This is a genomic window from Seonamhaeicola maritimus (assembly GCF_008056315.1).
In the GTDB taxonomy this organism is placed as follows: Bacteria; Bacteroidota; Bacteroidia; order Flavobacteriales; family Flavobacteriaceae; genus Seonamhaeicola; species Seonamhaeicola maritimus.
Map to the genome: position 1 here is coordinate 1,133,845 of NZ_VRKQ01000010.1, position 26,474 is coordinate 1,160,318.

Annotated in this window: 12 protein-coding genes; all 12 read left to right on the forward strand. The window is 33.2% G+C overall.

Annotated elements, in window-relative coordinates; all coding sequences use genetic code 11:
• The first annotated feature begins 119 nt into the window (after positions 1–119).
• The 12 genes from FUA22_RS13090 to sov all read left to right on the forward strand — a co-directional run bounded on the left by FUA22_RS13090 (position 120) and on the right by sov (position 26,430).
• Positions 120–2,837 (forward strand): substrate-binding domain-containing protein, encoded by a 2,718-nt coding sequence (locus FUA22_RS13090; RefSeq protein WP_147769003.1) that lies wholly within the window; start codon positions 120–122, stop codon positions 2,835–2,837.
• Positions 2,838–3,227: 390 nt separating this feature from the next.
• Positions 3,228–4,544 (forward strand): sugar porter family MFS transporter, encoded by a 1,317-nt coding sequence (locus FUA22_RS13095; protein WP_147769004.1) that lies wholly within the window; start codon positions 3,228–3,230, stop codon positions 4,542–4,544.
• 10 nt (positions 4,545–4,554) lie between these two features.
• Positions 4,555–6,153 carry a glycoside hydrolase family 32 protein gene (locus FUA22_RS13100; RefSeq protein ID WP_147769005.1) on the forward strand — a complete coding sequence of 533 codons (1,599 nt, stop codon included), beginning with the start codon at positions 4,555–4,557 and terminating at the stop codon, positions 6,151–6,153.
• A gap of 12 nt (positions 6,154–6,165) precedes the next feature.
• Positions 6,166–9,333, forward strand: coding sequence for a SusC/RagA family TonB-linked outer membrane protein (locus FUA22_RS13105; RefSeq protein ID WP_147769006.1), 3,168 nt, complete (start codon positions 6,166–6,168; stop codon positions 9,331–9,333).
• 14 nt (positions 9,334–9,347) lie between these two features.
• Positions 9,348–11,093 (forward strand): RagB/SusD family nutrient uptake outer membrane protein, encoded by a 1,746-nt coding sequence (locus FUA22_RS13110; protein WP_147769007.1) that lies wholly within the window; start codon positions 9,348–9,350, stop codon positions 11,091–11,093.
• 92 nt (positions 11,094–11,185) lie between these two features.
• Positions 11,186–12,070, forward strand: a complete 885-nt coding sequence (locus tag FUA22_RS13115) for a carbohydrate kinase family protein (RefSeq protein WP_147769008.1) — start codon at positions 11,186–11,188, stop codon at positions 12,068–12,070.
• A 207-nt stretch (positions 12,071–12,277) separates the two neighbouring features.
• Positions 12,278–13,627, forward strand: coding sequence for an MFS transporter (locus FUA22_RS13120; protein WP_147769009.1), 1,350 nt, complete (start codon positions 12,278–12,280; stop codon positions 13,625–13,627).
• A gap of 18 nt (positions 13,628–13,645) precedes the next feature.
• Entirely contained in the window at positions 13,646–14,584 is a 939-nt protein-coding gene (locus FUA22_RS13125) for a carbohydrate kinase family protein (protein ID WP_147769010.1), read from the forward strand.
• 10 nt (positions 14,585–14,594) lie between these two features.
• A complete protein-coding gene (gtfA, locus tag FUA22_RS13130; protein ID WP_206667105.1) occupies positions 14,595–16,160 on the forward strand; it encodes a sucrose phosphorylase in 1,566 nt (521 codons plus the stop codon).
• 92 nt (positions 16,161–16,252) lie between these two features.
• Positions 16,253–18,550, forward strand: coding sequence for an NADP-dependent malic enzyme (locus tag FUA22_RS13135; RefSeq protein ID WP_147769011.1), 2,298 nt, complete (start codon positions 16,253–16,255; stop codon positions 18,548–18,550).
• A gap of 50 nt (positions 18,551–18,600) precedes the next feature.
• Positions 18,601–19,182, forward strand: a complete 582-nt coding sequence (gene ruvA, locus FUA22_RS13140) for a Holliday junction branch migration protein RuvA (protein WP_147769012.1) — start codon at positions 18,601–18,603, stop codon at positions 19,180–19,182.
• A gap of 6 nt (positions 19,183–19,188) precedes the next feature.
• Positions 19,189–26,430: a T9SS outer membrane translocon Sov/SprA gene (gene sov, locus FUA22_RS13145; protein ID WP_147769013.1), complete on the forward strand. Its 7,242-nt coding sequence runs from the start codon at positions 19,189–19,191 to the stop codon at positions 26,428–26,430.
• Positions 26,431–26,474: the final 44 nt, after the last annotated feature.

Genomic DNA, 26,474 nt, shown 5'->3' on the forward strand with positions numbered 1-26,474 from the left:
ATAGGGGAAACATTTTTGATTTGTTGATAACACTTGACAGTAAAAAGCTATAAATATTTATAATGAGCTTAAATTTATTTATAATATTATTAATATATTAGATTATATCCCTCTTATAAATGGCAAAACTTAATTCACATACAATTTTAAAGATTTGTATAATTTTTTTCTTTTTATGTTTTATTAATTGTAAAAATAAAAAGGAGGAAAAATATATTATAGGTTTTTCTCAATGTATTAGTAAGGATGATTGGAGAAAAGCAATGGATTATGAAATGAAAGTTGAGGCTTCATTGTACGAGGAAATAGATTTAACTATTTTTCAAGCTAATGAGGATATTGAAATCCAGAAATCACATGTTGAATACATGATAAATAATGGATTTGATGTAATCATAATTTCTCCTTTAAGACCTGAACCACTAGTTTATTTAATTGAAAGAGCCCATGATAAAGGAATTCCGGTTATTCTTATAGACCGAAAAATTAATTCAGAAAAATTCACTGCTTATGTAGGAGCCAATAACTTGGATGTTGGCCGTAATGCCGCCAATTATATTGCTTCCTTAAATGAAAAACAAATCAATGTTTTGGAAATAAAGGGAAGTGATAACTCTTCTCCTGTTATTGAGCGGCATTTAGGGTTTCATAAAATTATAAACAATGAGCCTAACATTTCTGTAGCTTACAGTATTAAAGATGAAGATTTAGAACCAAGAATGTCTCAAATTTTAGATTCGATAAGTGTAAAACCATTTAATTATGTGTATGCATTTAATGATAACATTGCACATGATGCATGGAAAATAGCAAAATCTAAGGGTGTTGAAAAAAGCATTAAATTTATTGGTGTAGATGGTTTATATGGTACAAATAACGGCATTCAGTTAGTGGAAAATGGTATATTATTGGCAACCATATTATATCCAACAGGTGGTGATGAAGCTATAAAAATAGCGAGAAAAATTTTGCATAATGAAAATGTTCCTAAAAACAATATATTAAACACAACGGTAATTGATTATAGAAATGCTGAAATAATGAAAAATCAGTATGATAAAATTAATAACCACCAAAATGACATAGAAAACCAACAAGAAAAAATAAAACAACAACAAGAAACTTATAGTACACAAAGTAAAACTTTAAAGCTTGTATTGGGGTTATTAATATTAAGTTTATTGTTAGGAGGTGTATTAATATATTCTTGGAATATTATTCGTCGTAAAAAAAGAGAATTAGAAATAAGTAACAAAAAAATCCTTATTCAACAAGACCAAATAAAAACGAGTAATGATGCTAAAGTGAACTTTTTTACGGGGCTATCTCATGAATTCAAAACACCTATAACACTTATTTTATCTTCAATTGAATCATTAAGTGAAAACAATATAATAAAAGGGAACAAGCTTTTAAGAGAAGTAGGTTTAGTTTATAATAATTCAAAACGTTTATTAAGATTAATAAATCAGTTATTGGATTTTAGAAAAATTGAAGACCGAAAGTTTATTTTAAAAGCTTCAGAAACTAATTTATATGAGTTTTCAGATAGAATTTTTAAGGATTTTGAACGAGAAGCTCAAAAACGTAACATCGATTTTACCTTAAAAACTAATGATGAAAACCTAAAAATATATATAGACAGAAATTTAATGGATAAAGTCTATTTTAATTTATTGTCTAATGCATTTAAGTTTACTCCCGATAATGGTAAAATAGATATTAATATTGTAAATGAAATTGATAACAATTTTGTAAAGATCCTTTTTAAGGATAGTGGAATAGGTATTCCGAAAAAGGATTTACAAGGCGTTTTTAAAGCCTTTTTTCAAGCATCCAATAATAATAAAGCTAGTTCAGGTATTGGTTTGCATTTATCAAAAGAGTTTGTTGAGATGCATAAAGGAAGTATAGATGTATCAAGTAAACATGGTACAGAATTTACTTTAACACTTTACAAAGGGAGTGCACATTTAAATTCAGATGAAATAGTTTATGAACCCGATTTAGTAGATGATTCAATCTTAAACTTTAATTCCGATTTTGAAGAAAATGATTTTATTGAAGTAGGTGTTCCAAATGATGAAGAACGTTATTCCGTTCTTATCATTGAAGACAATCCAGATTTAATTAAATATTTAAGAAACAAATTCATTGGTGATTATGATGTATATATGTCTGATGGATCTGATGGTATTGAAAAGGCTTTTGAATTAATTCCTGATATCATTATTTGCGATATTAATTTACCAGATAAAAGTGGTTTTGAAATATGTGAAATATTGAAGAAAGATTTAAGAACATCTCACATTCCTACTATTATCCTAACTGCATTAAATAATAAAGAGTCTTATATAAAAGGATTGGAATCGGGTGCAGATTTATACTTAACAAAACCATTTAGTTTTGCTATTCTATCTCAGTCTGTTAAAACTATGATTTATAATAGAGAAAAGCTTCGCTATTATTTTATAAATAACATACATAAAATAAATATTGAGGAAAGTTTTGGTTCTGTAGAACAGGAGTTTTTAACTAAAATAAATCAAATAATAAACAAAAATTTAGATAATTCTAAGTTCTCTGTTGAAAACTTAGCCAGTGAATTAAATATTTCCAGAGTGCAGTTATATCGTAAAACTAAGGCTATTTTAGGAGTTACTATTAGTGATTATATTCAAAATATTCGATTAGAAGAAGCAAAGAGCCTTTTACAGGAAACTCTATTAACAATTTCTGAGATTGCCTATGCAACAGGCTTTTCTTCACCTAATTACTTTTCAACAAGTTTTAAGAATAAATTCGACATTTCTCCAAAGGCATTTAGAGAGTCATAATCCAAATTACCTTCATCATTGAGTAGTTCCATTTAAGAACTTGTTTTATTGCTTTTCATAAAAAAACGAAGTGTTTTTTAGGTATTTCATCAGTAAAATGTTTGAAATAAATGAAAAAATTAAATACTCCTTCTTATTTCATCAAATTGATATTAAAGTAAAGCTTAAAAGAAGTAACAATTTTAAACAAACTACGTAACAATTTTAGAACATGTCTATTCTATTTAAAAAAACATAATCTTAAGTATCTAAAAATCAGATAGTTGATAAATGTATAGATTTATTTAACAATTTTGAAATGATTTAGTACAATTCCAAAATACTTTTTTAGTCTTTAAAATTAAATTGCACCAAGGGTTTTATTGAATCCATAAACTAAACACCATTAAAATGAGTAAAAAAATACTAATATGGTCAATCACTGCAGCTTTGGCTGGTTTCCTTTTTGGTTTTGATACTGTTGTCATTTCTGGTGCGGAAAAGAAATTGCAATTATTGTGGGGGTCTTCAGATATGTTTCACGGTGTTGTAGTTATTGGTATGGCACTATGGGGAACCGTAATTGGTGCCTTTTTTGGCGGTATACCTACTAATAAATTGGGTCGTAAAAAAACCTTAGTTTGGATTGGAGTCTTGTATACAATTTCGGCATTAGGCTCTGCGCTTGCTAACGATCCAATAACATTTGCTGTTTTTAGATTCATTGGTGGTTTAGGCGTGGGAGCATCCACTATTGCTGCTCCAGCTTATATCTCTGAAATTGCACCTGCAAAAGACCGAGGAAAATTAGTTGGTTTATACCAATTTAATATTGTGTTCGGGATTCTTGTCGCTTTTCTATCTAATTATCTTTTAATTAATATTGGAGAAAATGCTTGGAGATGGATGGTAGGTGTTGAAGCAATTCCAGCAGCAATTTATACCCTAATTGTATTTACAGTTCCTAGAAGCCCTAGGTGGTTATTAACTAAATTTCGAAAAAGCGAAGCAGTAAGTGTTCTTCAAGTTATTAATCCAGATCAAGATCCAGAAAAATTGATGATGGAGATAAAAATCGAGATGGAAAACACGGTGCCCAATGAAAATATTTTTTTAAAGAAATACAGATACCCATTAATCCTGGCATTTTTAATAGCCTTTTTTAATCAGTTATCAGGAATCAATGCTTTGCTTTATTATGCACCTAGAATTTTAGCCGAAGCCGGTCTTGAAGAAAGTTCAGCCCTATTAAGTAGTATAGGTGTAGGTGTTACCAATTTAATTTTTACACTCTTAGGTATTTATTTAATTGATAGATTGGGAAGAAAACAACTTATGTACATATGTTCATTTGGTTATATTATTTCATTGAGTTTAGTTTCAGCCTCTTTCTTTTTAAGTTGGAGCAGTGGTGCAATGCCCATATTTCTTTTCATGTTTATAGCAGCACATGCTATTGGACAAGGGACGGTGATATGGGTGTTTATTTCTGAAATTTTCCCTAATCATTTAAGAGGTTCTGGACAATCTTTTGGTAGTTCAGTACACTGGGTCTTGGCCGCAGTTGTGCCTTCATTAGTGCCAGTGTTATTTTCAACAATTGGAGCTGGTATGGTATTTCTCATTTTCGCAATAATGATGATCTTTCAGTTGTTATTTGTAATTTTTATGATGCCAGAAACAAAAGGTGTATCACTTGAAGAGTTAAGTAAAAAAATAATTAAATAAGATGAACGCAATGAAAACTATAAGAAACTTAATTACTATCATTTTTGTTTTATTTCTTTTTGTTGCTTGTAGACAGAAGGCTGAAAACAGTGCAGAAAGCAATGAAACAATTAGTGAAATTTCTTATACAGAAGAAGAACTATATCGGCCTAATTTTCATTTTACACCAAAGAAAGCATGGATGAATGACCCAAATGGTATGTTCTATTATAATGGATATTATCATTTATACTTTCAGTATCATCCAGATGGAAATGTTTGGGGCCCAATGCATTGGGGTCACGCTACAAGTACAGATATGATTTCTTGGGTTGAGCAACCTATAGCAATCTATCCAGATGAATTAGGAACAATTTTTTCAGGAAGTGCTGTAGTTGATATTGGTAATACTTCTGGTTTTGGAGAAGTGAGTAAAGCTGCTCCTATTGTTGCTATGTATACAAATCATTTGGATAAAGGCGATGATAATATAAGTCAAACGCAAAGCATTGCTTATAGTAATGATGAGGGTAAGACTTTCGCTAAATTTGAGAATAACCCAGTAATAGATGCTAATTTAAAAGATTTTAGAGATCCTAAAGTAACATGGGATGAGGAGAGAAATAAATGGGTAATGGTACTTGCCGCTGGAGATAAAATAATGTTTTATGATTCCAATAATTTGAAAAATTGGAATTTGCTATCAGAATTTCAAAAAGAGAAAGGCTCTAAAGATGGAGTATGGGAATGCCCCGATTTATTTAACCTACCTGTAGTTGGAACAGATGAGTCTAAATGGGTGCTTTTTGTAAGCATTGGAAAAGGCGGTCCAAATGGAGGTAGTGCGACAGAATACTTTATTGGTGATTTTGATGGAACCACATTTACCATGGACAAGGATTTCGAAACTTCTCGAAATAAAGAAAACAACTATTGGATAGATTTTGGTAGGGATAATTATGCAGGTGTATCGTGGTCTAATGCAAGAAGAAAGGATGGAAGCAAACTTATTATAGGTTGGATGTCAAATTGGGATTATGCTCAAAAAGTACCAACAGAAACTTGGAGAAGTGCTATGACTATAGCCAGAGAAGTTAAACTTCAAAAAGATGATAATGGGTATAAGTTGTTGTTTAATCCTGTAAAAGAACTTGCTAATTATAGAAGCAAAAAATATAAGAATGAAAATATTGAGGTTAAAGGAGATACTAAAATTATAGATTCAGAATCAATTGATTTAGCTAGCGTAGAAATCAAATTCAATATTTCCGATTTAGTAAATGACGGGTTTACCTTCAACCTTACAAATAAGCTGGGTGATACTTTAGCTTTTGGATATAACTCAACTGATAAAAACTTTTTTGTTGATAGAAGAAAATCAGGAAAAGTAAAATTTTCAGAAAATTTCGCCAATGAAATTTCTGTTGCTAAAAGAACCTCACTTAGTACCAATATATCGGGTACTATTATTCTAGACAAGACATCTATAGAACTATTTTTTAATAATGGTGAAACGGTAATGACAGAAGTGTTTTTTCCAAATGCGCCTTTTGAAAAACTTAGTATAGAGCCTAAAGCCCAAGAATTTATTCTTGGCAGTATTGAAATGAATAAACTAAATTTTAACTAATTCTAATTAATTATGAAATTAAAACAACTATTTTTTCTGTCCGTATTTGCCTTAATGGGCATTTGGACACAAGCACAAGAGGTCACAGGTACTGTTACCTCCCTTGAAGATGGTATGCCTTTACCTGGTGTATCTGTAATAGTAAGTGGTACAACCAAAGGTGCTGCTACAGATTTTGATGGTAATTATGTGTTGAATGATGTCGATCCAAATGCGACACTTGTTTTTAGCTATGTAGGTTACAAAACATATGAAACACAAATTAACGGACGTTCTGTAATTGACGTTGTAATGGAAGTAGATGCGGCGTCTCTTGACGAGGTTATTGTTACTGGATATTCTAGAGAAAGAAAAGTGGACGTAACAGGGGCAATCACAGTTGTAGAACTAGGGCCTACCGAAGGCGTTAGCATGAGTTCTGGAAGTGCAATTCAGGGTTTACAAGGTAGAGTTCCTGGAGTTTTTATTGAGAAATCTGGAGATCCAACAGGGTCTGCTAATAATATCTTAATTCGTGGTGCTACCACATTAGGAAACAATAATCCATTATTTGTCATTGATGGTGTTCCAACGGTAAGACAGGAGGTTTTTGCTAGTATAAACCCAAGTACTGTAGAGTCTGTGCAGGTACTTAAAGACGCATCAGCATCTTCACTTTATGGAGCTCGTGCAGGTAATGGAGTTATTATTGTTACCACTAAAAATAGTGCAAAAGCTGCTGGTGGTGAGAAATTTAAAGTTAGCATAAATTCAAATATATCTGTGCTTTCTGAGAAGCAACAACGATATGATATGCTTAATGCACAACAACGAGGTGAAGCATTATGGCAGGCATCAGTAAATGATAATTCTGATCCCAATGCAGGATATGGTGAAATATATAATTTTGACTGGAATGGAGATTTTAATAATCCAGTTTTAAATAGTGTTACGGTTCAACCATTTGTAGGGGGTGATTCTTCGGTTCCTGCGGGTAATACAGATTGGCAAAATGAAACTTATGAAACTGGTTATGTGTATAACAATGAAATATCTGTTTCTGGTGGTACCGATAATTCTTTTCATTTATTAAATGTTGGTCATTTAAGAAATACGGGGATTTTGAAACATACCGGTTACGAAAGAATTTCCGCTAAATTAAATTCTAACTTTAATTTATTCGACAATAGATTAAGAATTGGTGTTAATACCCAAATGTTCACCTCTGATGAAACATTGGCTTCACCAGATGTTGGTAGCGCACCCACACCTGGGTTAGCAATTACATTAGCTCCAACCCTACCAGTTTTTGATGCTAATGGAGATTTTGCAGGGCCTTTAGGTTCGGGCTATTCTGATAGAAATAACCCAGTTTTAATGCAATATATTAACCGTTGGGATAATACTGATAGAACAACCATCTTTGGAAATATATGGGGTGAATTCGATATTATTGAAAACTTAACTTTTAGAACAAGTTTAGGTTTAGATTATAGTGACTTCCATAGTAAAGATATTGAGACTACTGTTAATAATGGATTTATAACAAGAAGTAATAACAGGCTTATTCATGGTACTAGTAAGTTTACCAGTTTAGTTTTTTCAAATACCTTAAACTATCAATTAGAGCTTAATGATAAGCATAAAATAGGTGTTTTAATTGGTACAGAATCCATATCGGATGATTTTCAGAGTGTTACTGCGCAAGCAGATGGTTTTGCGGTTGAAACAGAATCCTTTTTTCAACTAGATGCTGCAACCGGAGCTAGAACAAATACAGGATCTTCAACTGGAAGCCGTTTGTTATCTCAGTTTGGTAAAATTAATTATGGCTTCGAAGACAGATATTTGGCTTCTTTCACATTACGTCGTGATGGGTCTTCAAGATTTGGTCCAGATAACAGATATGGTATTTTTCCTGCAGCAACTGTAGGTTGGAGAATTAGTAACGAAGATTTTTGGAAAGACAATGATCTAGTAAATTCATTAAAGTTTAGAGCTGGTTATGGTGAAGTTGGAAATCAAACTATAGGTGATGTGGCACGTTTTGGTCTATTTGAATCTAGATATGGGCCAAATCAATTACAAGCAACTGGAGATACATTCTTCTTTAATACTTTTTATAATGTTGGTACCGCTTATGATTTAGATGGAAATAATACAGGTAATTTGCCTTCCGGTTTTGTGTCTATTCAAGCTGCAAATTCAGGATTAAAATGGGAGACAACAAAAGAAATTAACCTTGGTATAGATTTTACAATGTTTAATAATGCTTTGGTTGGATCTTTTGACTATTTTACAAGAGAAACTTCAGACATTTTAACAATACCTCCAATTGCATCGGTAATAGGTGAAGGGCAATTACGAACATTAAATGGGGCAACTACTGCAGTAAAAGGTTGGGAGTTAGCTTTGGGTTATTCTAAAACATTCGAAAACGGCTTATCATTTACTGTAGCAACCAATTTGGGAGCTTTCAAGGATGAAATTACGGAATTACCTGCTGAAGTTGTATCCGCTTTTCCAGGAACTGTTGATAACTCTATTATTGGTCACTCTCAGTTTTCAATTTTTGGTTATAAATCAGATGGATTATTTCAGAGTCAAGCTGATGTAGATTCTAGTCCAACACAAGTTCCGGCTGGAAGACCTGGTGGAATTAAATTTAAAGATTTAGATGGTAATGGAAGTGTAGGGGTAGAAGATAGAGATTTCCTTGGAACAACGTTGCCAGATCTTGAGTATGGTATTAGAATTGATATGGCATACAAAAACTTTGACTTATCATTGTTTGGCTCAGGAGTAGCAGGAAGAATAGGACAAGACCCTTATATTTTCTGGAATAATTTTGTTCAAGGTAGAGAAAATGCTGGACTTGGGGTGTTGAATGCTTGGACACCAACTAATACAAATACTGATGTTCCGTCATTAACACTTGCTAATAACGATAATAGGGTTTCTGATTATTTGTTCAGAAATAACTCTTATTTCAAATTAAGAAACCTTCAATTTGGATATTCACTACCTGAAGACCTAATAAATAAATGGGCAGGAATGTCTAGCTGTAGAATTTATTTTCAAGGAGAAAACCTATTTTGGATTACTCCAGACGATTACATTGGTGCAGACCCTGAGCGTACAGATGTAAATAGGATACCAGTACCTACAACACTTTCATTAGGACTTAACATTAACTTTTAAAAAAAATGTCAAACATGAAAAATATAAAAACAATACTAACAGGAATTATGGCGGCATTTACATTGTTTGCTTGTTCTGAAGACTTTCTAGAATACGAGCCGGAAGGTGTGTTATCAAACGAAAATGTTGCAACAGCAGAAAATGCAGAAGCTCTTGTAGTTGCAGCATATGCTGGAATTGCAAATGATGATATGGTAGGTCCCTTAACCAGTATGTGGGTGTATGGCAGTGTGCGTTCTGATGACGCTTATAAAGGCGGCGGTGGACGTGGCGACGTAGATGTAGTTGATAGGTATGAGCAATACAACTTAACAATTGCTGATGATCCTTTAGATTGGATGGCACCAAGAACCTGGACAAATTATTATGCAGCTATTTCTAGGGCAAACTTTGCTTTAGATGTAATTAATCAAATTCCAGATGCTGATTACGCAGATAAAACAATAAGACAAGCTGAGCTTAGATTTTTAAGAGCACATTCTCATTTTATTTTAAAATTATTGTTTAAGAAGATTCCTTATATCACGGAAGGATTACCACAGGAAGAAATTTTACAGATTTCAAATGTAATTGATAACAATGAGCTGTGGAACAAAATAGCAGATGACTTCCTGTTTGCTTATAATAATTTACCACAAGCACAAGATCAAGTAGGTAGAGCCGATAGAAATGCAGCTGCGGCATATTTGGCGAAACTACGTTTGTATCAAGCTTATGAACAAAACGATACACATCAAGTAACCAACATTAATTTGACACGTTTACAGGAGGTTGTGGATTTTGCAGATGATGTTACCGGTGCATTAGAATCGGATTATGGTCATAATTACCTGGATGGTTTTGATAATGGCTCTGAATCAATTTGGGCAGCGCAATTCTCTATAAATGATGGTACAACTGTTGGTAGAGTTAGTTTTGTAACTGGGTTAAATTCACCTCATGGCACAGGTTTATATGGATGTTGTGGATTCCATTTGGCCAGTCACAATATGGTAAATGCATTTAAAACAGATGCATCGGGTTTACCACTATTAGATACATTTAATGATAGCAATATTTTTGATGTTGTTGATGGAAATGGAGAAACTGCTTTAGCTCCAGGTATTACTTTGGATCCAAGAATTGATCATACTGTTGGTATACCTGGTCGTCCATTTAAATATCGTAATACTGTTGCTACTAGTGGCGATATGATTTACAACTTTAGCTGGGCAAGAGATCCAGGTGTTTATGGTTATTTTGGAAACATGAAAGAACAACAAGCACCAGATTGTTCATGTTATGTAAAAGAAGGCCCGTTTGTAGGTACTTCTAAAAATATAGATTTTATTAGATATGCTGATTTGCTTTTATTTAAAGCAGAAGCCTTAATTCAAATGGGGCAAGTAGATCCAGGAGTGGCTATAATCAATCAAATTAGAACTCGAGCGGCGGCAAGTACGCAAATGCAAATGGATGCCGGAGCATCAGATTTATATAACGTAGGTATGTATCCTATGGGTATGTCAAAGCAAGATGCTTTTAAGGCTTTGATGTTTGAAAGACGCTTGGAGTTTGGAATGGAAGGTCCTAGGTTTTTTGATTTAGTTAGATGGGGAATGGCGGAACCTGTTCTTAATGCTTATTTAGCGGTAGAGAGAACGAGAAAAGATTTCCTTGCAAATGCTCAATTTACAGCTGGTAGAGATGAGTATTACCCAATTCCGCAAAGAGAAATTGATTTCACGGGCGGGTTATATGACCAAAACCCTGGTTATTAAGGAATTGTTTAGTTTTTTGAGTTAGTTTGTTGTTAAATTCCAGAAGAATCTTTCAACTTAAGGTTCTTCTGGAATTGATTAATATTAAAGTCATGGTAAAAATTACATGTTTTGGGGAAGTATTATGGGATGTTTTTCCTACCCATAAGAAAATTGGAGGCGCTCCACTAAATGTAGCGTTACGCCTGCAATCTTTTAATAATGATGTAACTATGATTAGTAGCGTTGGAGATGACAAACGAGGTAAAATGCTTTTAGATTATATGGTCGAAAATGGTATAAGTAAGGAGTATGTTCAAGTTAATAACAAATTTAAAACGGGAAAAGTAAAAGTGATGCTAAACGAAAAAGGATCTGCATCATACGATATTAATTTTCCAAGAGCATGGGATAATATTTTCATTAACAAAAAGACAATAGATTTGGTTGAAAATGCTGACGCATTTGTTCATGGTAGCTTGGTTGCAAGAAATGATGTTTCTAAAAAAACTTTGTTTGAGCTTTTAGAACATGCCAAGTATAAAATTTTTGATTTAAATCTACGCCCTCCCTATTATACCAAAGAAGTCTTAATTCATTTAATGAATAAAGCAGATTTTATAAAATTCAATGATGATGAATTGTATGAAGTTTGTGGCTATTTAGATTCTAAATACCGTTCTATGGAACAAAATATACGTTACATAGCTCAAAAAACCAATACAAAGCATATTTGCGTTACCAAAGGATCGCATGGTGCCGTTTTACTTTATAATGACAAATTATATTATAACAGCGGTTATCTTATAAAAGTTGTTGATACTGTAGGTGCAGGGGATTCTTTTTTAGGGACTTTAATCAGCCAATTACAAAATAATATAAACCCTCAAAATGCAATTGATTTTGCTTGTGCTGTTGGTGCTTTGGTTGCACAAAATGAAGGTGCAAATCCGAAAATAACACAATCTGAAATAGAGACTTTTATAAATCCCTATTAATAATGAATAAGAGTTTTTGAATTGGCTTTTGATTGAAATATAAATTTTAAGAGTTTGTTTAGTTTTTAATAAAAGAGTTGGGGTTTAATGATAAGTTTCAACTCTTTTTGATTAAAATAATTTATATGACGAATCATTCATGCCTAAGTATGAAATACCCATAAATAAGGTTTACTTAAGGCCTTATAGAAAAATAAATATAATCCGATGCAAATAAAAAAAACAAGCTTAACATTTTGGCAAATATTTAATATGAATGTAGGGTTCTTAGGAATTCAATTCAGTTTTGGTTTGCAACAAACAGCTGTTAATCCTATATTTTCATTTTTAGGAGCGCATCATGAAGATTTGCCATTGTTGAATCTTGCAGGTCCAGTTACTGGGTTAATTATTCAACCTATAATTGGAGCAATATCAGATAAAACATGGTCGCCACGTTGGGGAAGACGTAAGCCGTTTTTTTTAATTGGTGCCATAATCGGGAGTTTGTGTTTGTTTGCTTTTCCTTTTAGTCCAGCCCTTTGGTTTGCTGTTGGCCTATTATGGATTCTTGATGTAGGTAATAATATGGCCATGGAACCCTATCGAGCTTTTGTAGGTGATAAATTACCAAATAAACAGTTAAGTTTTGGGTATCAAATGCAAAGTTTGTTTGTAGGTGCAGGTATTGTTTTAGCTAATGCATCAATTTTTCTTTTTCAGGATTGGTTTGGAGGCGCTGAAACCGTTGAAGCAGGCAGTGGTATTCCTAAATGGTTGTATTATTCATTTTTTATTGGTGCAATATTATCAGTTTCTACCATATTGTGGTCGGTATTAAAAACGCCAGAAATCCCACCATCTGATGAAGAATTTGATGAAATAAAAAAGCACAATGCCTTGCCGCTTTCGGATAGGATAAAAACCCCTTTTCTGGAAATAGTAGATGCTATAAAAGATATGCCTAAATTTATGTGGAAATTATCTGCTGTTTATCTTTTTCAATGGTATGCCTTATTTGTGTATTGGCAATTTATTGCGCCTATGTTCAAGGAGAGCATGAATTTTGATGCTTCTCAAGCTTTAAGTCAAGCGGCAAAAATGAATACTACATATAATATTTCAACAATTGTTTTTGCATTAGCACTCGTGCCATTAGCTCTTAAATTCGGAGGCAAAAAAGTATATGTATTTAGCCTGTTTTTAACAGGTATTGCCATGCTTAGTATTCCTTATATCCAAGACCCATTTTTAGTTATTTTACCTATGATTTTGTTTGGTATAGGTTGGGCAGCTATGATGGGTATTCCATATTCTATGGTGTCTAAAATAGTGCCTCAAGAACGACGAGGGGTATATATGGGAATATTAAACATGATGATCGTTATCCCAATGGGAATTCAAACCTTAACTTTTGGTCCTGTGGTAAAAAAATTATTGGATAATAGTGCGGTGAATGCTATACTATTTGGCGGTGTGTTTTTTATCATAGCGGGTGTTTTGGCTTTGAGACTCAAACAGCCAACATCTAATGAAGATGATGAGAGTGTTGCTGCCCTTGGAGGTAGCGGACATTAATTTTAATAGAAATAAGTTTTGAAAAATAATATAAGAGAAATAGATATTCTTTGTGTTGGCGAAGTACTTATAGATTTTATAGGGCACCAAGCAGGTGTGCTTATCAACAATACAAGAGATTATCACAGATATTTAGGAGGTTCGCCAGCAAATGTGGCAATGAACTCTGCAAGATTGGGTTTAAAGTCTGTAATGGTAGCAACAGTTGGTGATGATGGTTTTGGGGAGTACATTTTTGATAGACTTCGTGGTGTTGGTGTAAATACAAACCATATTAAAACAATTAACAACAAGTCTACAAGTGTTATTTTTGTATCAAAAACAGATAGTACTCCAGATTTTATTCCTTTCAGAAAAGCAGATTCTTACATATTAGAAAATCAAATTTCACCAGAGCTACTTTCAAAAACAAATATATACCACACAACCTGTTTTGCATTAAGTAAAGATCCTGCACAAACTACCATTTTAAAAAAGGCAAAAGAGGCTTTTAATTTGGGGTGTAAGTTAAGCATTGATGTAAATTATGCTAAAAAATTATGGAGTAGTCAAGAAGAAGCGCTTCAGATTATAAAATCGTATTGTAAATTTAACCCTTTAGTTAAGATTAGTGAAGATGATATGCTTAGGCTTTTTGAACAAGAATTGCCACATGAAGATATCTTTAATTTTTTTCATTCTGAAGGTGTTGATACTGTGTGTTTAACTTTAGGGAGTAAAGGTGTAAAGTTGTCTCAAAAAGGGATAGGTGTTATTCAATTGCCTGCCATAAAGATAGATGTTGTACAAGATGCTACGGGTGCTGGTGATGCGTTTTGGTCTGGGTTTTTGTTTGCTTATATAAAAGAAAAACCTATTGAAAAATGTTTAGAAGTAGCATTGCAATTAGCAGCATTAAAACTTCAAAACGTGGGCAGATTACCCGATAACATTAATGTTCTATCCAAACTACTGTAAAACCTAAATTATGCCGAAACAGAATAGTACAGATAATGGAGTTATGCTTAATGCTTATCCAGATAGTATTGGTAATAACTTAAGTGACTTGGTAACTATGTTGGAAAAACCAGAATTTAAAGATGTTTTTTCATTGTTTTATGTGCTTCCCACCTTTTTTAATAGCGATTTAGACAGAGGCTTTTCAATTATTGATTATAATTTAAATAAAGAATTAGTTTCAGAATCTGATTTGGAAGATTTAGAGCATTTAAATATTCAATTGAAGTTCGATATTGTATTAAATCACCTGTCAGTAGCATCTCCACAATTTAAGGATTTACTCAAAAAAGGAGAGCAATCAAAATATAAAGATTTTTTTATCAATTGGAATAGCTTTTGGAAAGGAAACGGAATCATGGGTGATGATGGTATTATAATTCCAAAAAAAGAATTTCTTGAAAAATTATTCATGAGAAAATCAGGGCTTCCAATTTTAAAAGTGCCTTTTCCTGACGGTTCTACACAGCCATATTGGAATACGTTTTATCAAAAGATAAATGACGATAATACCTTTTTAGGGCAAATGGATGTTAATGCAAAATCTGAATTGGTTTGGGATTTTTATGAAGAAACATTGCAAAAGTTAAGTGATTTTGGCTGTAAAATATTACGGCTAGATGCCTTTGCTTATCTGCATAAAGAAATTGGGCAATCAAACTTTTTTAATACCCCAGGTACGTGGCAGTATTTAGAACGAATAAATAAAATAGCAAAAGAAAAAAACCTAATATTACTACCAGAGATTCATGCAGAATATGGTTTAAATCTTCATGAAGAAATTGCTAATGAAGGCTATCAAATCTATGATTTTTTTCTTCCAGGTTTAATGATTCATACTCTTGAAACTAAAAACAGCGAATCGTTAATTAAGTGGGCTAATGAAATTATTAACAAAGGCTACAAAACCGTAAATATGTTAGGTTGTCATGATGGTATTCCTGTATTAGATTTAAAAGGTAAAGAGATTAATGGTGCTTATAATAAAGGATTGCTAGAAGATAATGAGATTAAAAACATCATGAATGTCATTTTGGAAAGAGGTGGACGTGTTAAAAATTTGTATAATGCCGATGGAAAAAAGATTTCCTACTATCAAATAAACGCTACTTTTTATAGTGCTTTAGGAGAAGATGATAAGAAATTATTGTTAGCAAGAGCTATTCAGATGTTTATGCCTGGGATTCCGCAAGTTTGGTATTTAGATTTATTTGCTGGTAAAAACGATTATGAAGCGGCAGAAAAAGCAGGTAATGGTGGGCATAAAGAAATAAATAGAACTAATCTTACTTTACAAGAGATTGAGGTGGGACTCAAAAAAGAGGTGGTTTTGAAGCAGCTTGATTTAATGCGGCTAAGAAATACTTTAAAAGCTTTTTCGGGCGAAATAAAAATTAATGAAACTCCTAAAGAAGAAGTTGATATTTTATGGCAAAACAAAAATTATTTTGCAAATTTAAGAGCAAATTTAAAAACATTATCTTTTGCTATTAAATATGGCAATGAATATGAAGTCAATGAGATGCGCTCTACATGATTTTTACTTTTTATTGGTTTTTTAAAAAATTAAATTCTCAAAGCTGTTTCGTGTTTAGGATTGTTATCTTTGAGCCTTCAAAGTAATCCATTATGAGCGAAGAAAGTAAACGACGAGAAGCCCTTATATATCACGCAAAACCCCAACCTGGGAAAATTGAAGTTGTTCCAACCAAAAAGTATGCAAGTCAAAGAGATTTATCTTTAGCTTATTCGCCAGGTGTTGCAGAGCCTTGTTTGGAAATAGAAAAAAATAAAGACCTAGCGTATAGATATACAGCTAAAGGAAATTTGGTGGCTGTGATTTCTAATGGGACTGCTGTTTTAGGCTTAGGAAACATAGGGCCTGAGGCTTCAAAGCCGGTAATGGAAGGAAAGGGGCTTTTGTTTAAGATTTTTGCCGATATAGATGTATTTGATATAGAGGTAAATACCGAAAATGTTGATGAGTTCATTGAAACTGTAAAGAATATTGCGCCAACTTTTGGCGGAATTAACCTAGAGGATATTAAAGCGCCGGAGGCTTTTGAAATAGAAAGACGCTTAAAAGAAGAGTTGGATATTCCGGTTATGCATGATGACCAGCACGGAACCGCTATCATTTCGTCGGCAGCCTTAATAAATGCAGTTGAGCTAACTAACAGGAAGATTGATAAAACTAAAATTGTAATTAGTGGTGCTGGGGCTGCAGCTATTTCATGTTCTCGTTTGTATCAAGCATGTGGCGCAAAAAAGGAGAATATGGTCATGTTGGATAGCAAGGGTGTTATTAGAAAAGACAGAGAAAATTTAACTTCTGAAAAAGCTGAATTTGCTACCCACAGAAAAATAGACACTTTAGACGAAGCTATGAAAGATGCTGATGTGTTTATTGGTCTTTCATTAGCAAATATTGTTACTCCGGAAATGTTGTTGTCAATGGCTAAAGACCCCATAGTTCTAGCTATGGCAAACCCTAACCCAGAGATTAAATATGATTTAGCCGTTGCTACAAGAAAAGATATTATTATGGCTACCGGACGTAGTGATCACCCTAATCAGGTGAATAATGTGCTTGGGTTTCCATTCATTTTTAGAGGTGCTTTAGATGTTAGAGCAACTAAAATAAATGAAGAAATGAAAATGGCCGCGGTTAAAGCTTTGGCAAGATTAGCAAAAGAACCGGTACCAGAACAAGTAAATGTAGCATATGGAGAAACCAGATTAACATTTGGTAAAGATTATATTATTCCTAAACCTTTTGATCCAAGATTAATTGCAGAGGTTCCTCCTGCGGTGGCAAAAGCGGCTATAGAAACTGGAGTAGCTAAAAAGAAAATTAAGGATTGGGAAAAGTACAAGGACACCTTACTACAGAGATTAGGTTCTGATAATAAATTAGTAAGACTATTGCTCAATAGAGCAAGATTGAATCCTAAAAGAGTAGTTTTTGCTGAAGCCGACCAATTAGATGTGCTTAAGGCAGCACAAATTGCATATGAGGAAGGTATTGCTAAACCTATTTTATTAGGTAGAACAGAAACCATAAAAGAGCTAATGGTCTCTATTGATTTTGATGCTGATATACCTATTATAGATCCAAAAACCGAAGAAGAAAACCCAAGAAAGAATAGATACGCCAAAGTATATTGGGATCAGCGCAGACGTAGAGGTGTAACCTATTATTCAGCACAACGTTTAATGCGAGAGCGCAATTATTTTGCCGCTATGATGGTTAATCAAGGTGATGCAGATGCTTTAATTTCTGGATATTCCCGTAGTTATCCAACAGTAGTTAAACCCATGTTGGAACTTATTGGTATGGCTCACGGAGTTACCAGAATAGCAACAACCAACTTAATGATGACCAAACGTGGTCCGCTATTTTTAAGTGATACTTCAATAAACATTGATCCTAGTGCAAAAGATTTAGCTAAAATTGCTCAAATGACCTCTTCTGTAATCAAGTTATTTGGTTTGAATCCAGTATTAGCTATGATTAGTTATTCAAACTTTGGTTCATCAGAACATGAAAAAGCATCAAAAATTAGGGAAGCTGTTTCTTATTTACATCGTCATTTTCCAGATATGGATGTTGATGGTGAATTGCAAACAGATTTTGCCTTAAACGATGAGATGCTTCGTGAAAATTTCCCGTTTTCTAAACTGGTTGGTAAAAAAGTTAACTCCTTGATATTTCCAAACTTAGATTCGGCAAATATAACTTACAAGTTATTAAAAGAGTTGCATGAAGCCGATTCTATTGGTCCGATTATGATGGGGATGCGCAAGCCTGTGCATATACTACAATTAGGGGCTAGTGTAGATGAAATAGTAAATATGACCGCTATTGCTGTTATAGATGCACAACAGAAGGAAAAACAGGAATTGGAAAAAGCTAAAAAGAAGTAATTTAGTGACAATAATTTTAGTACATTTGGTTAGTTAAGGGATTACAATAAATGATCACACACATACAAGGAAAGCTCACTGAAAAAAACCCAACACATGTTGTTATTGATTGTAACGGAGTGGGCTACATGATTAATATTTCATTACATACATTTTCTCAAATTCCAGATAATGAGCTTTTAAAGTTATACACGCACCTTCAAGTTAAAGAAGATTCCCATACGCTTTTTGGATTTTCATCTTTAGCAGAACGAGAAATATTTAGGCTTCTTATCTCAGTAAGTGGCATAGGTTCAAGTACGGCTCGAACAATGTTATCATCCTTAACGCCTAAACAAGTAAGAGAAGGTATTGCAACTGGTGATGTAGCTTTGATTCAATCAATTAAAGGTATTGGGGCTAAAACAGCTCAAAGAGTAATACTTGACTTAAAAGATAAAATTTTAAAGATTTACGATATTGATGAAGTTTCGGTATCTCAGGGCAATACCAATAAAGATGAAGCGTTATCTGCTTTAGAAGTGCTTGGTTTTGCTAAAAAACAGGCAGAACGTGTTGTGGATAAAATTATAGCATCTCAACCAGATGCAAATGTAGAAACCATAATCAAACAAGCCTTAAAAAATTTGTAGTAGATTTTGAATAGAACTAACCTTAAATCTTATTTATCAATAAAGCAATTAACCCTTTTATTATTTGTACTATTTTATTCTGTGGTTACTTGGTCTCAGCAAACACCTCAAGATTCTGTTAAAACAGGATTTGACAAGGGTAATTTAAAAGCACTAAGACCCAATAGCATTGAGTCTAAATACACTTATGATGCGCTTACAAACAGGTATATTTATACAGAAAAAATAGGGAGTTTCAATATTAAGTATCCTGTTATTTTAACACCGAAGGAATATTATGAGCTGGTTGCTAAAGAAAGTATAGGGTCATATTACAAAGAAAAAATAGATGCCCTTGATGGTAAAAAAGATGAAGATGGTCAAAAAAATCTATTACCTGAGTTTTATGTAAAATCGGATTTGTTTGAAACTATATTTGGCGGAAATACTATAGAAGTGTCTCCGCAGGGGTCTGTTGAGATGGACTTGGGTATTCTTTTTTCAAAACAAGACAATCCTTCTTTTTCACCTAGAAACAGAAGCAATTTCACATTTGATTTTGATCAGCGTATAAATTTAAGCCTTGTTGGAAAGGTGGGTACAAGACTTCAGGTAAATGCTAATTATGATACCCAGTCAACTTTTGATTTTCAGAATCTTATAAAATTAGACTTTACACCTTCTGAAGATGATATCATCCAGAAGATAGAAGTGGGTAATGTTAGTATGCCTTTAAACAGTTCATTAATTACTGGTGCCCAAAGTCTTTTTGGTGTTAAAACTCAACTTCAATTTGGGAGAACTACAGTTACAGGAGTATTTTCTGAACAGAAATCTCAAGGGAATACAGTAGTAGCGCAAGGAGGAGGAACCGTTGAGGAGTTTGAATTATTTATCAGGGATTATGACGAAAATAGGCACTTCTTTTTAGCGCAGTATTTTAAGGATACCTATGATAGATCGTTAAAAGATTATCCGTTTATTAACAATAGAGGTTTACAAATTACAAGGATTGAAGTTTGGGTAACTAACAGAAGTAACAGAACAGATAATGTTAGAAATATTGTAGCGCTTCAAGATATTGGAGAATCAAGCAGTGACCCTGATAAAATAGGTTCTGCCGTTAATATATTTTCTCCTGATGCCTTGCCAGATAATAAAAATAATGCTTTTGACCCTACAGATATTGGAGGAGCCAACTCTCAACTTACTGATGCTATAAGGGATGTGGCTACGGTACAGTCGGGGTTTTCTATTCCAAATATTAGAGAAGGGTTTGATTATGGTAAATTAGAAAATGCCAGAAAACTAATTGATGGTCAAGAATATACCTTAAATAGAGAACTTGGGTATATCTCCTTAAACCAACGTTTAAATAATGACGAAGTTTTAGCTGTAGCGTTCCAATATACTTTGGGCGGAGATGTATATCAAGTAGGTGAGTTTGCAAATGATGGGCTAGAAGCAACAGATGTAACCACTAATAATTCAGGACAAGTAACATCTGTGGTAAATACAAATTTGGTTTTAAAAATGCTAAAGAGTAGTATTACTAATGTTGACCAGCCAGTATGGAATTTGATGATGAAAAACATCTATGATACCGGAGCCTACAATTTAAGTCCAGATGATTTCAAGTTAAATATCTTTTATAATGAAGCTTCTCCATTAAATTTTATAAAACCTGTTGGAGCCAGTTTCAATTTAGACATTAATGGCAATCCTGTTACGGGGTCTACACCAGAAGAAAATTTACTTGAAAATGTACCATTACTAAGGGTTTTTAATTTAGACAAATTGAATTTCAATAATGACCCACAAGCAAAGGGAGATGGTTTTTTTGATTTTTATCCAGGTATTACAGTTATACCAATAAATGGAAAAATAGTATTTACTAGTGCAGAACCTTTTGGTGAATATCTTTTTAATGTTTTAGGTGGTGGAAACTATAAAGATGACTTATCATTTAATGAAGATCAACAAAAGTATGTATATGACATACTTTATAAAAGTACAAAAACAGCGGCTTTAGAGGAAGTTGAAAAGAATAAGTTCAAATTAAGAGGGCGCTATAAATCGTCTGGAGGAGATGGTATCCCTATTGGTGCCTTTAATGTACCTAGAGGGTCGGTAAGGGTAACTGCCGGAGGAAGGGTACTAGTAGAAGGTATTGATTATACCGTAAACTATCAGTTAGGAAGAGTACAAATTTTAGATGAAGCGCTTAAAGCCTCAAATACACCAATTGAAGTGTCTACAGAAAACAATGCAGTTTTTGGACAACAAACAAGACGTTTTACTGGGCTTAATATTGAGCATAAGTTTAATGAAGATTTTGTTTTAGGAGCTACACTTTTAAATCTTAATGAGCGGCCAATTACGCAGAAAGCAAATTATGGTTCAGAGCCTATAAACAACACTATTTTTGGTATGAATGGGAATTATGCTACTAAAGTTCCTTTCTTAACTCGTTTAGCGAATAAGTTGCCAAATATTGATACCGATGCTGAATCAAACCTTTCTTTAAGAGGTGAGTTTGCCTATTTAGCCCCTGGGGCTCCAAAACGTACTAATCTTAATGGAGAAGCTACATCTTATATTGATGATTTTGAAGGTACTCAAAATGCCATAGATTTAAGAGCACAACAATCTTGGTTTTTGTCTAGTAGGCCATTAGACCTCGCAAACTCTCCTGGTGATGATAATAATGGTATACAGAATGGTTTTGGTAGGGCCATGTTAAATTGGTATACTGTTGATCCTATTTTTTATAGTTCTCAGCGTCCTGGTGATGTATCTGATAATGATATTTCTGATATTTTTACTAGCCGTGTTTTTATTGACGAACTTTTTCCTAATAGAGATTTAGTACAAGGGCAAAACTCTACCATTTTTACCTTAGATTTAACTTATTATCCGCAAGAAAGAGGGCCATATAATTTTGACCCAAATGTTGCAAATGGAACAATTAATAATCCATCCCAAAGTTGGGCGGGTATTACAAGACAGCTAACATCAACAGATTTAGAGCAGGCTAATGTAGAATATATTGAATTCTGGTTACAAGATCCTTTTCAAGAAAACGCATCAAATCCCGGTGGTAAATTAGTGTTCAACCTTGGTAATGTTTCTGAAGACATAATCAAAGATGGACGCAAACTTTATGAGAATGGATTGCCCGATGATGGAGATGTAAGTTTGTTGCTTCCTACAGATTGGGGTACTGTGGTTCCTCAAAATCAATCATTAATTTATGCATTTGATACAACAGGGGACAAAAGAGATAACCAGGATGTTGGGTATGATGGTTATGATGATGCCGAAGAGGCGGCTGTTTTTGGGGCAAATTTTGGAGCGGATCCCGCAAATGATAACTATACCTACTTTTTAAATGCTACGGGTAATATTTTTGATCGTTATAAACAATATAATGGAGTAGAAGGCAATACCCCAGACACCTTTACTAATACAGATAGAGGAGCCAATACCCAACCAGATGTTGAGGATATCAATCGTGATAATACCATGAATACGATTGATAGTTATTTTGAATATGAATTGGATATTACACGACAAAATTTACCACTAGACCAATCAGAATTTGAAAACCTTCCGAGTACTAATCCCTTAAAGGAATTTTTAAGAGATTTTAAAGAAAGACCAAGGACGCTTCCTAATGGTGATACTAAAAATGTAAGATGGTATCAGTTAAGAATTCCTGTTCAAGGAAGTCATGTAAAAGCTGTTGGAGGAATAAATGATTTAAGATCGGTTCGTTTTGCTAGAATTTTCCTAAAAGAGTTTACTGAAAAAACAGTATTCAGATTTGGAACATTAGATTTAGTTAGAAGTGACTGGAGACGTTACAATCAAGCTTTAGATAAAAACGACCCTACACCTGAAGATAGTCAGACTAGCTTTTCTGTTGGTGTTATTGGTACTATTGAAAATGAAGGAATCTATAAACGACCACCGGGGATTGAGCCAGAAGAGTTGTTTAATAACAACACCGTAATTGAGCAAAATGAACAATCTTTAGTAACCAAAGTCTGTAATTTAGAAATTGAAGACTCTAGAGCGGTGTATAAAAACATAAACATTGATATGCGTCAGTTCAAACGGTTAAGAATGTTTATGCATGCCGAGGACGATGAAAATGGTGGTTTAGCCAGTGACGAATTAGTAGGTTTTATTCGTATTGGAAATGATCTTAATGATAACTTTTATCAAATTGAATTGCCTTTGCAGGTTTCTACTTCCACAACTAGGGAAGGGCTTTGGCCAACAGAAAACGAAATTAATTTGCCAATAAGTTTATTAGGTGATATTAAAGCGCAAGGTATTTCAGACATGACTTTGACTAATGAAGATCCTACCTTTTACGATGTTGTTGATGGTGAAATTGTACCTGTAAATGATCCATTTTCAGGCTATGTAATTGGTCAACATCGTATTGGTATAAAAGGAAATCCTAATTTTGGAGATGTTAGAACCCTTATGGTGGGTGTTAAAAATGTAACCAATAGAAATGATGTTTGTGCGGAAGTTTGGTTTAATGAACTTCGTTTATCGGATATGGATAATGAAGGTGGTTGGGCTGCTGTAGTGAGTATGGATGCCAATGTTGCAGATTTTGCAACTATAAGTGCTACAGGAAGACAAAGTACTGCTGGATTTGGGGCTATAGAGCAAGGGCCTAGTCAACGAAGTTTAGAAGATGTAAAACAGTATGATGTTGTGACAAATGTACAGGTAGGACAATTACTGCCAAAAAAATGGGGTGTTCAGATACCTTTTAACTATGCGCAAAGCGAAGAGCTGATCACTCCAAAATATGATCAATTTTATAAAGATTTAACTTTAGAATCTCGTTTAAATGCTGCTAGCAGCAATGAAGAGAAAGAAACCATAAAACAACAATCTGAAGACTATACTAAACGGCAAAGTATAAACTTTATTGGGGTTAGAAAGGTTAGAACATCAGAGGAGCAAACTCCAAGGTTTTATGATGTTGAGAATCTTACTTTAAATTATTCTTACAATAAGGTTGAACACAGAGATTTTGAAATTGAAAACTCCGTAAATAAAATGGTTAGGGTGGGTGCAAATTACGCTTTCAATTTTAATCCTATTAAAGTAGAACCATTTAGAAAAAACGACTCTCTTTTCACCAATAAATACTGGAAGATTTTAAAGGATTTCAATTTCAATTTATTACCATCTAGTTTCACGGTCAATACTGATATTAACAGGCAGTTTAATAGACAAAAGTATAGAGAGATTGATTTGGGAGGATCAAATATTGGTATTGAAGAATTATTTAGAAGAAATTACAGCTTTGATTTTCAATATACCATTAATTATAACCTAACAGATGCCTTACAGCTAAATTTTACGGCTGCTAATAATAACATTGTTAGAAATTATTTTAAAAATGATGATTTAATTAGTGGAGAGCAAGATGAAAATTTAGATGTTTGGGATGGTTTTTTCGATGTTGGAGACCCGAACAGACAAACACAAAATCTAGGCTTAACTTACCAACTACCGTTAAATAAAATACCAACTTTAAGTTTTATTGATGCCACATACCAATATAATGGTACATTCAACTGGCAAAAAGGATCAGATTTATATGGAAATATAGAATTGAATGGGCAAACTTATAATTTAGGAAATAACGTTTCAAATTCTAATGTGCATAATATCAATGCTTCGTTAGATATGAATAGCTTCTATAAGTATATTGGGTTAGTTAAGAAACCAGTAAGGAATGTTAGAAGAGCGGCAAGTGCTGGGCCTCCTGGAGTTAATGCTAATAGCACCAATCAAAAAAGACCTAAGAATAAATCAGTTACAAAAGCATTAAATGCAGGTGTTGATATATTAACAAGTGTTAAAAGAATTCAATTTAATTATTCAGAAAATAACGGAACCTTTTTACCAGGTTATACACAAACACCTGGGTTTATTGGAACTTTAAGACCTACAACTGGGTTTACCTTTGGTAGTCAAAGCGATATAAGATATTTAGCAGCAAGAAAAGGGTGGTTGACATTATTTCCAGAATTTAATCAGCAGTATACAACTACTCATGATAAGCGCTTTGACTATGCAGCAACCTTAGAACCCTTTAGAGACCTTAAAATAGATATAGTTGGAAATAGAGCGTATTATGAAAATTACAGTGAAAATTATAGAGTTGATAATGTAGGTGGGGTTTTTGAGTATCAATCCTTAACACCTAATACTTTTGGTAATTTTAGCATATCTACACTTCTGATAAAAACCGCCTTTAGTAAAAGTAATGAGACAATTTCTGAAGCGTTTAATGAGTTTAGAGCAAATAGATTAAAAATAGCTGAACGATTGGCTGAAAGGTTTTATGGCAATACAAGTTATACCAGAAACCCCAATGATGGTTTCCCATTAGGTTTTGGCAAAAATAACCAGAAGGTTTTATTGCCAGCATTTTTAGCAGCTTACCAAGGTAAAGATGCTAATAGTTCAAATTTAACGGCATTTAGAGATATTCCAATTCCTAACTGGGACTTAAAATATACCGGTTTTATGAAATTTAATTGGTTTAAAAAACGATTTAAACGTTTTTCATTAACGCATGGGTATCGTTCGGGGTATACCATTGGTCAATTTAGGACTAATTTGAATTTGAATAAGAATCCTGCCGATAATGAAGCTCCAATACCAGAAGTTGATTATGCTAATCAACCTCAAGAAGCACTAGATCAATCTGGGAATTTCAAAAACGATCGTCTTTTTAGTAGTGTTAATTTGGTAGAATCATTCAGCCCGCTTGTGAGATTAGATTTTGAAATGAAGAATTCAGTAAAAATTTTAGCTGAAATAAAGAAGGATAGAATGCTATCCTTAAGTTTTGACAATAATTTATTGACAGAAGTTTTGGGAGATGAATATACTTTAGGGCTTGGTTATAGAATTAAAGATTTACGTATTAGATCCAATTTGGCTGGACCTCAAAAACGAATTGTTAGTGATTTAAATATGAAGGCAGATATCTCAATTAGAGATAACAAAACCATCATTAGATATTTAGATCTAGAGAATAATCAGGTTACTTCTGGTCAAACTATTTGGGGTTTAAAGTATACAGCAGATTATGCCTTTAGTAAGAGCCTAACAGGAATCTTTTATTTTGATTATGCTTTCTCAGAATATGCCATTTCAACTGCTTTTCCGCAAACAACTGTTAGGTCAGGTTTAACACTAAGGTATAATTTTGGAAATTAGAAAATAACAGTTTGAATTTATCATTTGAATAAATACTTTTGTGA

What these genes read in the sequence shown, in the direction of transcription:
- FUA22_RS13115 (WP_147769008.1), top strand. Translation starts at nt 11,186, where the DNA reads ATGGTAAAAATTACATGTTTTGGGGAAGTATTATGGGATGTTTTTCCT.
- FUA22_RS13110 (WP_147769007.1), top strand. Translation starts at nt 9,348, where the DNA reads ATGAAAAATATAAAAACAATACTAACAGGAATTATGGCGGCATTTACA.
- FUA22_RS13135 (WP_147769011.1), top strand. Translation starts at nt 16,253, where the DNA reads ATGAGCGAAGAAAGTAAACGACGAGAAGCCCTTATATATCACGCAAAA.
- ruvA (WP_147769012.1), top strand. Translation starts at nt 18,601, where the DNA reads ATGATCACACACATACAAGGAAAGCTCACTGAAAAAAACCCAACACAT.
- FUA22_RS13095 (WP_147769004.1), top strand. Translation starts at nt 3,228, where the DNA reads ATGAGTAAAAAAATACTAATATGGTCAATCACTGCAGCTTTGGCTGGT.
- gtfA (WP_206667105.1), top strand. Translation starts at nt 14,595, where the DNA reads ATGCCGAAACAGAATAGTACAGATAATGGAGTTATGCTTAATGCTTAT.
- FUA22_RS13090 (WP_147769003.1), top strand. Translation starts at nt 120, where the DNA reads ATGGCAAAACTTAATTCACATACAATTTTAAAGATTTGTATAATTTTT.
- FUA22_RS13120 (WP_147769009.1), top strand. Translation starts at nt 12,278, where the DNA reads ATGCAAATAAAAAAAACAAGCTTAACATTTTGGCAAATATTTAATATG.
- FUA22_RS13105 (WP_147769006.1), top strand. Translation starts at nt 6,166, where the DNA reads ATGAAATTAAAACAACTATTTTTTCTGTCCGTATTTGCCTTAATGGGC.
- FUA22_RS13100 (WP_147769005.1), top strand. Translation starts at nt 4,555, where the DNA reads ATGAAAACTATAAGAAACTTAATTACTATCATTTTTGTTTTATTTCTT.